Below are 15,675 nucleotides of genomic sequence, written 5' to 3' on the forward strand. Positions count from 1 at the left end.
TGCGTTTGCTCCTTATTCGTCGTCGAAGCGGCGGGGGCCGCGATCGCCGCGGTCACGGCCGCCGCGATCACCGCGGTCACCACGATCACCGCGGTCGCCACGCTCACCGCGCTCGCCACGGCCGCCGCGGCGGTCGTCACGGTCGCGCTTCTGCATCATCGCGGACTGCTCTTCCTCGTGCTCCTCGACGCGCAGCGTCATGAAGCGCAGGATGTCCTCGTTGATGCGCATCTGGCGCTCCATCTCGGCCACGGCGGCCGGAGAGGCGTCCAGATTCATCAGCGTGTAGTGCGCCTTGCGGTTCTTGTTGATGCGATAGGCCAGCGTGCGCAGGCCCCAGGTCTCCACCTTGCCGACGGTGCCGCCGTTCTCGGAGATCAGGGACTTGTACTGCTCGACCATCTGCTCGACCTGCTGGGCCGAGACGTCCTGGCGAGCCAGGAACACATGCTCGTAAAGCGGCATGAGATGCGCCTTTCTTTTCGTTTCAGTTCCCGGAACCCGGCGCTAAGCCTCTTCGAGCCCTCAAGAAAGGCGGACGAAGCAACTTCGAAGGCGGAGACACGGGAAGACGGGCGGCACTGTGCCGTCCTGCCCGCTTGGCGCCTGCCTCTCCTCTATACTGAAGAGATGCGGGCATGCGGCGGACCTTCCGTTCAGCCCCCGGCCAGAGTTCCGAACGAAGCGTGGCTTATACACCAGTTGCGCGGCTTCGCAAGGCGGAGCGAAGGGATTGCGCGCGATTTTTCTCTGCACCACCTTGACAGTGTGTGCCTGCGACGTCTCTTTGCGGCACATTTTGCGACAAGGCGGACGGGCAGACGCGAATCCGGCCGCGCCAAGGGATGTTGGAGCCAGCGCCAATGAGTATCGCATTCACGTTTCCGGGACAGGGCAGCCAGGCTGTCGGCATGGGCAAGGACCTGGCCGACAGCTTCGCCGAGGCTCGGGCGGTGTTCGATGAGGTGGACGAGGCGCTGGGGCAGAAGCTCAGCGAGATCATGTGGAACGGCACCGCCGAAGAGCTGACGCTGACGGCCAACGCCCAGCCGGCGCTGATGGCGGTGAGCCTTGCGGCCATGCGCGCGGCCGAGGCGCGCGGCCTGAACCTTGCCGCGAGCGTTGCCTATGTGGCCGGCCACTCGCTCGGCGAATATTCGGCGCTGGCCGCCGCCGGCACGCTGTCGATCGGCGATGCGGCGCGGCTGCTGCGCATTCGCGGCACGGCGATGCAGCAGGCGGTGCCGGTGGGCGAGGGGGCGATGGCCGCGCTGCTCGGCCTCGACTATGCCGAGGCGGCTGCCGTCGCTGCGGAAGCCGCGCAGGGAGAGGTCTGCCAGGCCGCCAATGACAATGCGCCGGGCCAGGTCGTGGTCTCCGGCCACACGGCGGCGGTGGAGCGCGCCATCGAGATCGCCAAGGGGCGCGGTGCCCGCCGCGCGGTGCTGCTGCCGGTGAGCGCGCCCTTCCACTGCGCGCTGATGCAGCCTGCCGCCGAGGCGATGGCCGCCGCCTTCGAGAGCGTCACCTTCAACGCTCCGGCCGTGCCGCTGGTCGCCAATGTGCTCGCAAGCCCGACCAGCGACCCGGACGAGATCCGCCGCCGGCTGGTGGAGCAGGTGACCGGCACGGTGCGCTGGCGCGAATCCATCGAGTGGATGGCCTCGGCCGGCGTCGACACGGCCTACGAGATCGGCACCGGCAAGGTGCTGACCGGCATGGTCAAGCGCATCTCCAAGGATATGACCGGCATTGCCGTCAACACGCCGGACGATATCGCAGCCCTGCTGGAGCGGCTCGCCTGACAGCAAGGCGCGCATCGCAAGACAAGGAACAAAGACCCATGTTCGACCTGACTTCCAAGACCGCGCTCGTGACCGGCGCCACCGGTGGCCTCGGCGAGGCGATCGCCCGAACCCTGCATGCGCGCGGCGCCACGGTCGCGCTGTCCGGAACCCGCGCCGAGAAGCTGGAGGCGCTGGCCGCCGATCTCGGCGAGCGTGTGCATGTCCTGCCGGCGAACCTCTCCGACCGGGCAGCGGTGGATGCGCTGGTGCCGGCTGCCGAGGCGGCCATGGGCCAGCTCGACATTCTCGTCAACAATGCCGGCATCACCCGCGACAACCTCTTCATGCGCATGAAGGATGAAGAGTGGGATGACGTCATCGAGGTCAACCTGACCGCCGGCTTCCGCCTGTGCCGCGCTGCGGTGAAGGGCATGATGCGCCGCCGCTACGGCCGCATCGTCAACATCGCCTCCGTGGTCGGCGTCACCGGCAATGCGGGCCAGGGCAACTATGCGGCGGCCAAGGCCGGCCTCATCGGCATGGCCAAGTCGCTTGCGCGCGAGGTCGCCTCGCGCAACATTACGGTGAACACGATCGCGCCCGGCTTCATCGAAACCCCGATGACGGACGCGCTCAACGACAAGCAGAAGGAATCGATCCTTGCCACGGTGCCGGCTGGCCGTCTCGGCAGGGCGGAGGAGATCGCCGCGGCGACGCTCTATCTTGCCAGCGAGGAAGCGGCCTATGTGACCGGCGAGACGCTGCACATCAACGGCGGTATGGCTATGATTTGACTTGGCAAACCCGGACGGAGCGGGCCCTGTGGAACTGGCGTTTCGCAGCTTGGCGCGCCGGCTGGTCAAGCCCCATAAAGTGTGTTACGAACCCGCCGGCCAGCGAACCCGTTCACGAATGATCGGCGCTCGGGCGCGGCCTGTCCGGCCGGCCAAGGTTGCCGGCTCGGGCATGGTGCGGGCTGGATCCCATTCGCCTCGTTCCGGCATCGCGTTCCGGAGATCGGGTACGAGGTGCGGCGCTGAGCGCTGAACTAGCGAAAACCGTTGGAAGCAACTGAGGAATTCTGAAATGAGCGACATCGCGGATCGGGTAAAGAAGATCGTTATCGAGCATCTCGGCGTCGATGCCGACAAAGTTGCCATGGAGGCGAGCTTCATCGACGATCTGGGCGCCGACAGCCTCGACACCGTCGAGCTGGTCATGGCCTTCGAGGAAGAGTTCGGCGTGGAGATTCCGGACGATGCCGCCGAGACGATCCTGACCGTCGGCGACGCCGTGAAGTTCCTGGAAAAGAACGCCGGCTGATACAGTTTTCCGCATCGGGCGGGCTTCGTGTCCGCCCGACGCGCCAGATACAGGTTCATGATGAGGCGAGTAGTCGTTACCGGCCTTGGCATGGTCACGCCCTTGGCGTGCGGTGTCGAGGAGAGCTGGGCCAGAATTCTCGAGGGCAGGAGCGGGGCCTCCCGCATCAGCCATTTTGAGGTCGACGATCTCGCCTGTCAGATCGCTTGCCAGATCCCCCGCGGAGACGGGTCGGACGGAACCTTCAATCCGGACGACTGGATGGATCCGAAGGAACAGCGCAAGGTCGACGAGTTCATCATTTTCGGCATGGCGGCCGCAGAACAGGCGATCCGCGACAGCGGCTGGACCGCGAAGTCGGCGGAAGACCAGAATCGCGCCGGCGTCCTGATCGGCTCCGGCATTGGTGGCCTGCAGGGCATCGAGGCCACTGCCCATGTGCTGCGCGACAAGGGTCCGCGGCGCATCTCCCCCTTCTTCATTCCCGGCCGGCTGATCAATCTGGTCAGTGGCTATGTCTCCATCCGCCACGGCCTGAAGGGGCCGAACCACGCGGTGGTGACGGCCTGTTCGACCGGCGCCCATGCCATCGGCGACGCGGCGCGGCTGATCGCGCTGGACGATGCCGACATCATGGTGGCGGGCGGAGCAGAGTCGCCTGTCTGCCGTCTGTCGCTGGCGGGCTTTGCCGCCGCGCGGGCGCTGTCGACCGGCTTCAACGATCGCCCGGAAGCCGCCTCGCGGCCCTATGACAAGGATCGCGACGGTTTCGTCATGGGCGAGGGCGCCGGCATTGTCGTGCTCGAGGAATACGAGCATGCCAAGGCGCGCGGCGCGACGATCTATGGCGAGGTGGTCGGCTATGGTCTTTCGGGCGACGCCTATCACATCACCGCTCCGGCTGCCGATGGCGACGGCGCCTATCGCTGCATGCAGGCGGCGCTGAAGCGGGCCGGCCTTGCCGCGTCGGATATCGACTATATCAACGCCCATGGCACCTCGACGCCGCTCGGCGACGAGATCGAACTCGGCGCGATCCAGCGGCTGGCCGGCAACAACGCGGCGCGGCTGACCATGTCCTCGACCAAGTCGTCGACCGGCCATCTGCTGGGAGCCGCCGGCGCCATCGAGGCGATCTTCTCGCTGCTGTCGATCCGGGACGGCATCGTCCCGCCGACGATAAACCTCGACAATCCGTCCGTCGACACCGAGATCGACCTGGTCCCGAAGGTGGCCAAGCGGATGACCGTCGACACCGCGCTGTCGAACTCCTTCGGCTTCGGCGGCACCAACGCATCGCTGGTGTTCCGCAAGGTCGCTGCCTGACAGGAGCTTCCGCCGCCGGGCGGGAGCAGGATGTCTGTTCCGCCGGCGCAACTGGTCCGCACTTGCGCCGGGAAGCCCAGTCTTTCCCGGTTTGGCCATAATTTCGGGCCAAGTGGCGTGTCCATTGCCTCGATCAAAAGGACCGGACAGGACAGATGACCGAGACGCCAGGCCGAGAGCCCGATACCGCCTCCCGCGAGGAGGACGCGCCCTATCGCCCGAATCCCAAGAGCCCGCGCGAGGCGATCCAGCCCGAGCCGGCTCCGCCGCCGCCGCTGCGCTCGCGGCATGTCCGCAATCCGTTCGTCATCGTCATCAATGCCCTGCTGTCGCTGGCCCTCCTGGTGGTGATCGGCACGGGCGCATTGCTCTATTGGGGCAAGGCGGAGTTCGACTCGCCCGGACCGCTGACGGTCGAGAAGACCGTGATCATTCCCTCCGGCAGCGGCTTGCGGGTGATCGCCGACACGCTGGAGAACCAGGGTGTCATCGAGGATTCCAACGTGTTCTGGGCCGGTGTCCAGGCCTACAAGAACGCCGCCCGACTGAAGGCCGGCGAATATGCCTTCGCGCCGGGCGTCTCGATGCGTCAGGTGATGGAGGACCTTGTCGGCGGCAAGGCGGTCTACCACACGGTGACGGTGCCCGAGGGCTGGAGCAGCGCCCAGGTCGTCGCCCGGGTGCGTGAGCATCCGGTGCTGACCGGCCCGCTTGACGAGATCCCTGCGGAAGGTTCGCTGCTGCCGGAGACCTATACGTTCACGCGCGGCACGACGCGGGCCCAGATCATCCAGCAGATGAAGGACGCACAGGCGAAGGCGCTGGCCGACATCTGGGATCGGCGCACGGAAGGTCTGCCCGTCGAGACGCCGGAGGAGTTGGTGGTGCTGGCCTCCATCGTCGAGAAGGAGACGGCGCGGGCCGACGAGCGGCCGCGGGTCGCCGGCGTCTTCGTCAACCGTCTGCGCCAGCGCATGCGGCTGCAGTCCGATCCGACCATCCTCTATGGGATCTATGGCGGCGAGGCCTGGCTGCAGGATCGCTCCGCGATCACCCGCTCGCAGCTCGACACCCGAACCCCCTACAACACCTATCAGATCGACCGTCTGCCGCCGGGACCGATCGGCAATCCGGGGCGCGCGGCGATGGAGGCGGTGGCCAATCCCTCGCGCACCAAGGATCTTTACTTCGTGGCCGATGGCACGGGCGGACATGTCTTCGCCGAGACCTACGAGCAGCATCAGCGCAATGTCGCGCGCTGGCGCCAGGTGGAGCGCGAGCGCCGGGAGCGGGAAGCCCAGGACCAGCCCGCGAGCAGCGGCAGCGGCGGTTGATCTCGAGGATGGCGAGAGCCTCGGTTTTCCGGGTCGCTTGAGACAGGTGGTGACATGGCACGTCCGCTTTCCAGCATGACAGGTTTCGGGCGCGCCGAAGGTGCCTTTGGCGCGGCCCGCTGGACCTGGGAACTGCGCTCGGTCAACGGCAAGGGTCTCGACCTGCGCATGCGCCTGCCGAACGGGCTGGAGGAGCTGGAAGGCGTCTGCCGGGAAGCAGCCGGCCGCCATCTGACGCGCGGCAATGTCACCATCGGGCTGAGCTACCAGCGCAGTCAGGGCGAAGCGGTGCCGCAGATCAACGAGGCGGCGCTCAACGCGGTTCTCTCCGCGCTGGAGACCGTACGGCGACGGCTGCCGGACGCGGCCCCCGTCGCGCTTGACGGCATCCTGGCGCAGCGCGGCGTCATCGAATGGAAGGAACCGGAAGAGGTTCCGGCCGAGCGCGAGGCGATGCTGGCGGCGCTGAAGGCGTCGCTGGACAGCGCGCTCGAGGAGCTTATCCGCATGCGCCGCAGCGAGGGGGCGGCCATCGCCACCGTGCTGCGCGGCCAGCTTGCGACCATTGCCGAGCTGACCCGCCAGGCCGAGGCCGCGCCCTGCCGGGCGCCGGAGGCGATCCGCGCGCGGCTGGCGGCGCAGGTCGAGGCGCTTGTCGGCAGCAGCATGGCGCTCGATGCGGCACGGCTGCATCAGGAGGCGGCGCTGCTCGCCACCAAGGCGGACATTCGCGAGGAACTGGACCGGTTTGTCGCCCATGTCCAGGCGGCGATCGAACTGCTCGACGCCGGCGGGCCGGTCGGGCGGCGGCTCGACTTCCTGGCTCAGGAGTTCAATCGCGAGGCCAATACGCTGTGTTCCAAGTCGAACGGCACGGAGCTGACGGCGATCGGGCTGGAGCTGAAGACGGTCATCGACCAGATGCGCGAGCAGATTCAGAACCTGGAATGACGGGGACGGGGCGGGCATGACGACACGGAATGGCGGAACGGTGGTCACCTCCAGGGAGGCGGAGGCGCGTCGGCGCGGGCTGATGCTGGTGCTGTCCTCTCCCTCGGGGGCGGGCAAGTCGACCATCGCGCGCCAGCTTCTCGATCGCGAGAAAACCAGCCTCACGCTTTCGGTCTCGGTGACGACCCGGCCGCGCCGGTCGAGCGAGATCGAAGGGGTGCACTATCACTTCATCTCGCGCGAGCGTTTCGAACAGATGCGCGATCGCGGCGAACTGCTCGAATGGGCCGAGGTGCACGGCAATTATTACGGCACGCCGCGCGATCCGGTCGAGGAGGCGCTGGCGGGCGGGCGCGATGTGCTCTTCGACATCGACATCCAGGGCACGTTCCAGCTCTACGAGAAGATGCGCTCCGATGTGGTGTCGCTGTTCATCCTGCCGCCGTCCATCGCCGAGATGAAGTCGCGCCTGCACCGGCGGGCGGAGGATGCCGAGGATGTCATCCAGCGCCGCCTGAAGACGGCTGTGGGCGAGATGAAGCATTGGCAGGACTACGACTATGTGATCGTCAACGACGATCTGCAGACCGCCTTCGAGGGGGCCTTGTCGATCCTGCGCGCCGAACGCCTGCGGCGCGAACGCAGCCCCGCCATCGGCCCGTTCATCGAGGGCATGGTCGAGGATCTGAAGCGCGAGACAGGCGAGGCCTGAGCGTCTCGCTTATCCGTTCGCGAAAGCGTTGGCGAGTTTCACGAAATCGGCAATGTCCAGTTGCTCGGCGCGCTGGGTCGGCGCGATGCCGGCTGCGGCAATGCGCGCCTCCGCATCGGCGGCCAGCGGCTTGAGGCTCGCCCGCAGCATCTTGCGGCGCTGGCCGAAGGCGGCGGCCGTGAGGCGTTCGAGCGCGGTCAGATCGCAGTCGAGCGGCGCCTTCCGCGGGGTGAGGTGGACAATCGCCGAGGTCACCTTGGGCGGCGGCGTGAAGGCCTTGGGTCCGACCTCGAACGCCAGCGTCGCGTGGCAGCGCCAGCCGGCCAGCACGCCGAGGCGGCCATAGGCCTTGCTGGCGGGAGCGGCAACGATGCGCTCGGCCACCTCCTTCTGGAACATCAGCGTCAGCGACTGCCAGGCCGGCGGCCAGCGCGGGCTGGTGATCCAGTCGACGAGAAGCTGGGTGCCGACATTGTAGGGCAGGTTGGCGACGATCTTCAGCGGCCCGCCATCTGCGATGCGCTCCAGATCGATGGTGAGCGCATCCGCTTCCAGGATCTCCAGCCGGCCGGGATAGCGTTCGGCGATCTCCGCCAGCGCCGGCAGGCAGCGCGGGTCCTTCTCCACCGCCACGACGCGTCTGGCGCCGGCCACCAGCAGGGCGCGGGTGAGGCCGCCCGGCCCGGGGCCGACCTCCAGCACCGTGCAATCGCTCAGGTCGCCGGCGGTGCGGGCGACCTTAAGCGTCAGGTTGAGGTCGAGCAGGAAGTTCTGGCCGAGGGATTTGCGGGCCTGCAGGTCGTGGATGCGGATGACATCGCGCAGCGGCGGCAGGTCGTCGATCTGGCTCATTCGATCAGGCCCGGATCGGCGAGCACGGCGGCAAGCCGGACCGCAGCGGCGAAGCTGTCGGGCCGGGCGCTGCCGGTGCCGGCGATGCCGAGGGCGGTGCCGTGGTCGGGCGAGGTGCGCACGAAGGGGAGGCCGAGGGTGACGTTCACCGCCTCGTGGAAGGCGAGCGTCTTGGCCGGAATCAGCGCCTGGTCGTGATACATGGCCAGGGCGCAGTCATAGCTTGCACGGGCTTCGGCATGGAACATGGTGTCGGCGGGCAGGGGGCCGCGAACATCGATGCCCATGGCGCGCAAGCGCGCCACCGCCGGGGCGATGATCTCCTCGTCCTCGTAGCCGATCGTCCCGCCTTCGCCCGCATGCGGGTTGAGGCCGGCGACGGCAATGCGCGGCGCGTCGATGCGGAAACGCCGCACAAGGTCCCGGTGGACGATGCGCCCGACATCGACGATGAGGTCGCTGGTCAGCACCTTCGGCACGTTGTGCAGCGGGATGTGGACGGTGACCGGCACCACCAGCAGGTCGGGACCGGCCAGCAGCATCACCGGGGTCGCGTCCTGCGCTCCCGCGCGCCGCGCCAACTCGCCGAGATACTCGGTGTGTCCCGGATGGGTGAAGCCGGCGTCGTAGAGCGCTTTCTTGTTGATCGGGTTGGTGACGAGGCCCGCCGCGCGCCCCTGCTGCGTGTCGGCGACGGCGCGGTCGATCGAGGCGATCACGGCGGCGGCGTTGGCTGGATCGGCAACCCCCGGACGATCCGGTATCTCGTGGCCGATCGGCACGACGGGCAGGCGCTCGCTCCAGGCTTCCAGCGCCTCCTCCGGCGTGACCTCGGCAATGGCCACATCCAGCCCGAGACGGATCGCACGGGCGGTGAGGAAGGCCGGATCGGCCAGGATGTAGAAGGGAGGAAGCTCGCGCTGGACGCGGCTCATCCAGGCGGCGAGGGCGACATCGGGACCGATGCCGCCCGGATCTCCGAGGGTGACGGCCAGAGGGCGGAGGCTGGTGCGCATGCCGGGCGGCTCAGCGATAGTCGATGATGGCGCGACCGCGCAATTCGCGCAGGTAACGCCGAGAGAGCTGTTCGCCTTCCTTGTTGCGCAATTCGTCCTCGATCTCCATGCGCGCCGCCGCATTGCTGGCGATTTCGCGCTTGTCGCAGACGGCGAAGACCTCGAACCCTTTCGACGTGTCCTCGGGTGCGGTCACCTTGCCGACGGCGGTCTTGTCCAACTGCGTCTTGACGGTGGGCGGCAGCTCGGTCTCCAGGCGGGTCACCATCGGCATCACCACCACCTCGCGGAACTCGCTGGCGAGCGCCTGGGCCTCGTTGCAGGACGAGAAGCGCGAGCGGAACGTGTCGACATCGCGGCGGCGCTGGCTCTTGTTGGCGGCGGACGTCTTGGCGGGGACCACGAAGACGATCGGCTGGATGCGATATTCCATGCTGGTGTCGCTGCTCTTGTCCTCCTGCTTGCGCAGGGCGGCGATCACGTCGGATTCGGAAATGCGCACCTCTGCCTGGAAACGGGCGCGCAGGAGCTGCGTCCAGGCGATCTCTGCCTGGATGCGGCGGCGCATTGTGTCGGCCTTGATGCCCGACTGCCCAAGCGCCTGTGTCAGTTGCGACGGCGTCAGCTTCACGCGGGTGGCAAGCGTCGCATAGGCGTCGTCAACGTCGGCCTTGCTGATCCGGATGCCGGCGCGTTCGGCCGCGTCCATTTTCAGGACCTCGTCGATCAGCTCCTCGGTGGCCTGCTTGGCGCCGCCGCGGCTGCCGGTCAGGCGCAGGAGCTGGGCCCGCTGATTGATGTCATAGGTGGTGATCGGCTTGTTGTTGACGATCACCTTGATGGCGGTCTGCGCGGAAAGCGGTCCGCCGGAAACGGTGGCGGCGATCAGAAGCGCCAGGCCCGCGAGCATCCAGCGTTTTGCAGTCATTCATTCCCCCTGTCGTCGCGTCGAGTATCGCCGCGTCCAGTGTCATCTCGTCCCGTCGCCTATGCTGGCGGTCTTCCGCCTGTCCCGCACGGCCTTGCGGACGTGGCGAGGTTTGCGTGGCGATGGCGAGGGGCGCGTGCACCTGCCCCTGGCCCGGACGGCTTCACAGTTCGTCCAGCCGGACTGCTGTGACACCAGAAAACGGCCAAAATCCGTCGATGCGACAGCATTCCGTAAGTGCCAGCGGTCCGCATTCCAGAATATGCATCCCGGAGTTGCGGGTCCGGGAGCAAGTGCCGGAAGCAAAGGGGCCACCAGTGAACCCATGTTTCCAGTAAGGCTTGTCAACTCGACATCTGAACTGGCGCTCGCGGCCGGCCGGGGACAAACGTCAAATGCGCCCTACTAGTTGCTTCCGGTGGTCGAGAACTGAGTATCGCCGAGCGTGCGCAGCCCAAAGCGGAAATAGAGCAACGTATCCGTCGTCTGGCCGTTGTTGCGGCTGCGGTCCTGCGAATAAGCGAAGGAGAGCGAGAAGCCCTCGTCGTCATAGCCGATGCCGAAGCTGTCGCGCACCATGTTCCGCCGCTCCAGATCGTAGCGGATCGAGCCGAACACGCGCCAGTTTTCCTGGAGCCGCAGGCTGGCCGAGCCGATGATCTCCTCGCGCGGAGTAGTGATGCCGAGGTTGGGCTGAGCCGAAAGATAGGCATAGGCGAGGTTGCCGGTGACGGGACCGTAGATGCCCGTTGCCTCGACCTGGCCGCGACGCACCGAGAAACTCTTGTGGTCGAAGCGGGCCTGCGCGCCGAGACGGAAGCCGTGTCGGGTGTCGAAATATAGGCTGCCGACATAGTCGCTGTAATTGGTGGCAAGACCTGAACTGGTGGTCGCACCGAGAATATCGGCCTGCTTGAACGAGTTCGTGCCGGCCAGATGGAAGGAGCGGCCGAACAGAGCGCTGATATTGTAGCCCTGGTCGAGGTTCAGGCTGTATTTCAGGCCGACATTGGCGCGGGTGCCGCCTTCGCTGCGGTCGAAGCCGGAGAACTTGTCGTATTCGAACAGGGTCGTGGAATCGAAGACGATGCTCTGCGCGTCCTCGTTGGGCAACTCGCCGATGCGCGTCTCGCCGGGGCGCACGATCACCTGGGCCACCGGCTCGAAGATCTGGTGGCCGCCCTGGAAGGTGCCGATGAACGGGAAGCGGTAATCGATGCCGACGGCGGGCATGACACGGCCGACGAAGCTCTCGTCGGTCATCGCCGCGACGTTCTTGTCCTGCGAGGCGAGGAAATAGAGGTCGCCCTTCACATAGGCGAAAGGCGTGAACACCTGGCCGAAGGAATCAATCAGGGTCGAGCGCCATTCGGTCTCGAGGCTGGCGCGGGTGAAGGTGCCCTCGACGCCGCGGAAGCGGGTGACGCCGCCGATGTTGATGGCGTCGGTCTGGTCGCGCGTCAGGCTGGTGAGATTGCCGGTCATCGACAGTTCGCCGCCGGCGATCGGGTTCTCGAAGATGTAGTTCCAGTCGAGCACCGGATGAACGAAGGGCTGCTTGTCCTGCAGGCGACTGCCGACGGGCAGGAAGCCCGGCGCGTTGAAGCCCGGCAGCGCGGCATAATCCTCCTGCGAGATGCGGAAGGCATAGGCGCGCAGATCGAAACGGTTCCGCTCGGTCTGGCCGGTCAGATAGAGCTTCGACACATCGCTGGCATTGCCGAGCGAGGCGAATTTGTAGTCGCGCAGGAACGAGCGGTCGGTGCGCCAGGACAGGTCCCAGCCCCATTTCCAGCGCTCGTTGATGTCGAACTCGCCCTCCGAGGCGATCACGCCGCGGAAACGGCGATCGCCGCTGGTCGTGACGTATTCGCCGGGCTGCGCCTGGAAGATGCCGGCGCCGTGGATCGAATAGGCGCCGTCGATCAGCTTCTGGCGCCAGTCGAACTGACCGAGCACGCCCTGCTTGGTCAGCGGTGTGGCGGAGAGCAGCAGGTCGCGGGACTGGTCGATGGCGAAGTAATAGGGAATCCGCATGCCGGCCCCGACCCGGCTGCCATAGACGAAGGAGGGGATCAGCAGGCCCGACTTGCGCTTCACGCTGGGGTCGGGCAGTGACAGATAGGGCAGGTAGACGAGAGACTTGCCGAAGAACTCGAAGGAGGCCTTCTCGAACTCGATCGTCTGTTCCTGCTGGTCGTGGACGATGGTCTGCGCCCGGATGCGCCACAGAGGCGGCTTTTCCGGCGGATTCTGGTCGCTGGTGTAGACCGTGTAGAGACCGTTGTCGAAGGTGGTGCGGTTGCCGTCCTCGCGCCGCGCGCCATCGGCCAGAAAGCGGGTCCGCTCCAGCGTGTCGAGCTGCAGCGCGCTGGCGAAGCCGTCGCGCAGGTCCTCGGACAGGTCCATGGACGCGGCCCGCAGGACATTGCCGGTCGGCTCCGTCAGGCGGACATTGCCGCTGGCGCGCAGGCGGTTGTTGCGGCGGTCGAAATCGACGCGCTCGGCCTCCACCGTGTTGCCGCCATAATAGATCTGCACATTGCCGACGGCCGAGATGATGTCCCGGTCGAAGTCGTAGCGCAGCTCATCCGCCTCAAGCAGCAGCGGCTCGGCCGGATCGACCTGCGCGCCGAGCGAATCGAAGGCGCTGCTCTGGGCAAGGGCGGGACGCGGCGGCAGCGTGACGGCGAGGCCGAGGGCCAGTGCCAGCGCCGTACCCGACAGCAGCGTGCCGGCAAGCATCGAGGCGCGCAACGAGCGCGCACGCGGGGATGCGCCCGCCCGGCCGGCGCGGCGCGGGCAGATCTGCCGATCGGTCATGCTTGCAGGAACGGCCAAGACCATCAGCCGTCCTCCAGGTGCAGGAGGATCGTGATCCCCATCAAGACTCCAAACACTCCAGGTGCCCACGCGGCAATGACCGGAGGCACGATTCCCGCGCCACCCAGGTCCTTGCCGAGCTCCGACAGAACGTAAAGCACGAACCCGGCGAGGATTCCACCCAGAATCAGGCGGCCGATACCGCCCATTCTGGAAACCCTGAGGGAAACGCAGGCCGCGATCAGCACCATTGCGGCCAAAAGTGCGGGTCTTGCCAGAAGTGTCTGATATTGAAGCGAATACCGATATGCGGGCAATCCTGCGCGCTGTGACAATTCGATCACACGCGGAAGGTCCCAGAAACCGATGGATTCGGGTGCCGCGATGCTCTCGCGGACCTCTGTCGGCGTCAGGTAGGTGGAGACCGCGTAGCTCTCATGGGTGCTCGGATCGCTGCCGGTCGTATAGACCGTCGCGTCCGCCAGGCGCCATGTCCGGTCTCCCAGCGTCGCCTCCGCCGCCTCGATGCGCTCCTGGAACCGGCCCTTCCGATCGAAGGTGAACAGGGTCACCCCCAGCAGCCGCTCTCCGGAGTTGAGGATCTGCTTGGCGTGCAGAACGGATTCGCCTTCGGAGCCGTCCTGCCGCAGCCAGATGTCGCCGGTCGTCTGCAGCAGGAAGTTCTGCTCGCGGCCGAAGATGCCGGAGGCGAGTTCGTCCGACTGGGTGCGCAGGGTGACGGCCAGCGGGTTGTAGACGAGCACCGCACTGATGCCGATCAGCAGGCCGACGACAAGGGCAGGGGCCGTGAACTGCCAGACGGAGACACCGGCGGCGCGGGCGACGACCAGTTCCAGCTTGCGGCTGAGCCCGAGAAAGGCGGCGATCGCGCCGAACAGGACGGTGAAGGGCAGCACCTGTTCCATCAGTTGCGGAACGCGCAGCAGAGAGATGGCGCCGATCCGCAGCAACCCGGCGCCCTCATGGTCGCCCGCCCGGCGCAGCAGTTCCAGCGCGTCGAAGATGAAGATCAGCACCGCGGCCAGCAGGAACAGCCCGAGAATCGCGCTGACGAAGCGCAGGGCAAAATAGACCGCGAGCGTGTGGCCGGAGCGCAGGGACGACAGCATCAGGCGGCGCCCCCCTGCTGCTGGCCCTGAAGCCGGGCGACCAGGGCCTCGATCCGCTCGCCGATGCGCTCGGCGAGGCTGCCGATCGCCGCCATCCAGCGAGGCTTGCGACCCATCGCGACCATCCAGCCGACCAGGACAATGGCACCGAGCGGCAGGAGATAGAGGGCGAAACGGGCCGCCGGCATGCTGGGAACGAGAGTCAGGATGCCGAAACCGCCGGTGCGCAGGAGGATTGCCGACACCAGCGCGGCCAGCGTTGCGGCGTGGCGGTTCTGACGGGTGGTCTTGGGCTCGCCGGCGAACAGGAAGATGATGAGCGCAAAGGCGAGCGGATAGAGCGGCTGGCTCAACCGGTCGTGCAGTTCGGCGATCAGCCGGGTGCGGTTCTCGGCCGCGTAGACGTCTTCAGGGTCCGGCGACAGCAGGTCGAGGGTGGAGCGTTCGCTCGCCTTGTAGGTGGAGACGGTGCTTGTCGGCACCATGCTCGACAGGTCGAAGGCATAGGACTGGAAGCGGACGATCGAGATGCTGCCGTTGCCGCGATTGCGCCGCTGGATCGTGCCGTCCTGCATCACCAGCAGCGTGCGGTCGGCGGCTTCGACGATTCGCCCGCGCGCGGCTTCATACGTGAAGACCGTGTCCTCGGCCCGCTCGTCATGCATCAGGAGGCCTTCCAACTGGCCGTCGCCGCCGCGGTTGCGGATATGGAAGGTGAGGCCGTCCTCGATGCCGATGAAGCGGCCCGGCCGGACGATGTTGGCGACAAGGTCGACGCGCACCTGGGTGATCTCGTCGCGCAGGGCGGCAAGGCCGGCGGGAGCCAGCAGCAGCGACAACGAGGCGCTGAACAGGCTGATCACGGTGGCGAACACCAGAATCGGGCGCAGCAGAACCGCGCGCGAGGCGCCGGACGCGTTGATGACGATCAGTTCGCTGTCGTTGGACAGGGTGTTGAGCACCACCAGCATGGCGATCAGCAGCGCGAACGGCGCCATCGCCTGCACCAGGAAGGGCATGGCCAGCATGGTCATGCCGATGAACTGGACGATGGTCTGGCCCTTGGCGGTGACGAGGTCGAGCTGGCGCAGCGCCTGCGTCGCCCAGACGACGCCGGCCAGTGCCGCCAGCGTCACCAGGAAGACGGCTGAGAGCCGCCGGAAAACATACCGCTCGAACGTTGTCATCAGGTCCGCGTCACGTAAGCCCCTGGGGGCTTCTGCCACAAAGTCGTCGGCCGCTACAGAGGCGTTGGTGTTGGGGCGGCAGCCGCGGCCCGCGTCATCGTGCGGCCGGCCGGGCGCCGGTCCGCATCCGATTAGGCGGCAGTTTAGGTAAATACTCCGAGAAGAAAAAGGGTTAACCGGAGATTACCTGGTGACGGTGCCGGGCAAGGACGCTTGCCGAGCGGAGAAACAGGTCCCATTCTAGGCGCATTCCGCGATTTCCGGCGGCCCGGATATCCATCATCCCGCCAGACATGAGGTTTCCCC

14 protein-coding genes are annotated in these 15,675 nt (G+C 66.8%); 7 read left to right on the top strand and 7 right to left on the bottom strand.

Features of this window, described 5'->3' with window-relative positions; all coding sequences use genetic code 11:
* Positions 1–12: 12 nt before the first annotated feature.
* Positions 13–465 carry a 30S ribosomal protein S6 gene (gene rpsF / locus TSB10GB4_RS09085; protein WP_186389278.1) on the bottom strand — a complete coding sequence of 151 codons (453 nt, stop codon included), beginning with the start codon at positions 463–465 and terminating at the stop codon, positions 13–15.
* Between the two features lie 398 nt (positions 466–863).
* Between rpsF and fabD the strand changes: the two genes are divergently transcribed.
* From fabD to gmk, 7 genes are all read left to right on the top strand, one after another.
* Positions 864–1,805, top strand: coding sequence for an ACP S-malonyltransferase (gene fabD, locus TSB10GB4_RS09090; RefSeq protein ID WP_186395484.1), 942 nt, complete (start codon positions 864–866; stop codon positions 1,803–1,805).
* Positions 1,806–1,843: 38 nt separating this feature from the next.
* The gene (gene fabG, locus TSB10GB4_RS09095) at positions 1,844–2,581 is read left to right on the top strand and encodes a 3-oxoacyl-[acyl-carrier-protein] reductase (protein ID WP_186389280.1); all 738 of its coding nucleotides are present in this window, start codon (positions 1,844–1,846) and stop codon (positions 2,579–2,581) included.
* 292 nt (positions 2,582–2,873) lie between these two features.
* Entirely contained in the window at positions 2,874–3,110 is a 237-nt protein-coding gene (locus TSB10GB4_RS09100; RefSeq protein WP_186389281.1) for an acyl carrier protein, read from the top strand.
* 60 nt (positions 3,111–3,170) lie between these two features.
* On the top strand, positions 3,171–4,436 hold the full coding sequence (gene fabF, locus TSB10GB4_RS09105) for a beta-ketoacyl-ACP synthase II (protein ID WP_186389447.1): 1,266 nt from the start codon (positions 3,171–3,173) through the stop codon (positions 4,434–4,436).
* 155 nt (positions 4,437–4,591) lie between these two features.
* Entirely contained in the window at positions 4,592–5,770 is a 1,179-nt protein-coding gene (gene mltG / locus TSB10GB4_RS09110) for an endolytic transglycosylase MltG (protein ID WP_186389282.1), read from the top strand.
* A gap of 54 nt (positions 5,771–5,824) precedes the next feature.
* Positions 5,825–6,721: a YicC/YloC family endoribonuclease gene (locus tag TSB10GB4_RS09115; RefSeq protein WP_208984610.1), complete on the top strand. Its 897-nt coding sequence runs from the start codon at positions 5,825–5,827 to the stop codon at positions 6,719–6,721.
* 16 nt (positions 6,722–6,737) lie between these two features.
* Entirely contained in the window at positions 6,738–7,433 is a 696-nt protein-coding gene (gene gmk, locus TSB10GB4_RS09120) for a guanylate kinase (protein ID WP_186395485.1), read from the top strand.
* Between the two features lie 9 nt (positions 7,434–7,442).
* Here gmk and rsmA read toward each other — a convergent pair whose 3' ends face one another.
* The 6 genes from rsmA to lptF form a co-directional block, all read right to left on the bottom strand.
* Positions 7,443–8,285 (bottom strand): 16S rRNA (adenine(1518)-N(6)/adenine(1519)-N(6))-dimethyltransferase RsmA, encoded by an 843-nt coding sequence (rsmA, locus tag TSB10GB4_RS09125; RefSeq protein ID WP_186395486.1) that lies wholly within the window; start codon positions 8,283–8,285, stop codon positions 7,443–7,445.
* Positions 8,282–9,301, bottom strand: a complete 1,020-nt coding sequence (gene pdxA / locus TSB10GB4_RS09130) for a 4-hydroxythreonine-4-phosphate dehydrogenase PdxA (RefSeq protein ID WP_186389285.1) — start codon at positions 9,299–9,301, stop codon at positions 8,282–8,284. The genes rsmA and pdxA overlap by 4 nt, the downstream gene beginning before the upstream one ends.
* Positions 9,302–9,311: 10 nt before the next feature.
* Complete coding sequence (locus TSB10GB4_RS09135) at positions 9,312–10,229, bottom strand: peptidylprolyl isomerase (protein ID WP_208984612.1); 918 nt, start codon at positions 10,227–10,229, stop codon at positions 9,312–9,314.
* A gap of 405 nt (positions 10,230–10,634) precedes the next feature.
* Positions 10,635–13,076: an LPS-assembly protein LptD gene (locus tag TSB10GB4_RS09140; protein WP_244570866.1), complete on the bottom strand. Its 2,442-nt coding sequence runs from the start codon at positions 13,074–13,076 to the stop codon at positions 10,635–10,637.
* A complete protein-coding gene (gene lptG / locus TSB10GB4_RS09145; RefSeq protein ID WP_186395487.1) occupies positions 13,076–14,182 on the bottom strand; it encodes an LPS export ABC transporter permease LptG in 1,107 nt (368 codons plus the stop codon). Before lptG ends, TSB10GB4_RS09140 begins: the two co-directional genes overlap by 1 nt.
* Positions 14,182–15,369 carry an LPS export ABC transporter permease LptF gene (lptF, locus tag TSB10GB4_RS09150; protein WP_186395488.1) on the bottom strand — a complete coding sequence of 396 codons (1,188 nt, stop codon included), beginning with the start codon at positions 15,367–15,369 and terminating at the stop codon, positions 14,182–14,184. Before lptF ends, lptG begins: the two co-directional genes overlap by 1 nt.
* Positions 15,370–15,675 lie beyond the last annotated feature (306 nt).

It is taken from the genome of Stappia sp. TSB10GB4, from assembly GCF_900185745.1.
In the GTDB taxonomy this organism is placed as follows: Bacteria; Pseudomonadota; Alphaproteobacteria; order Rhizobiales; family Stappiaceae; genus Stappia.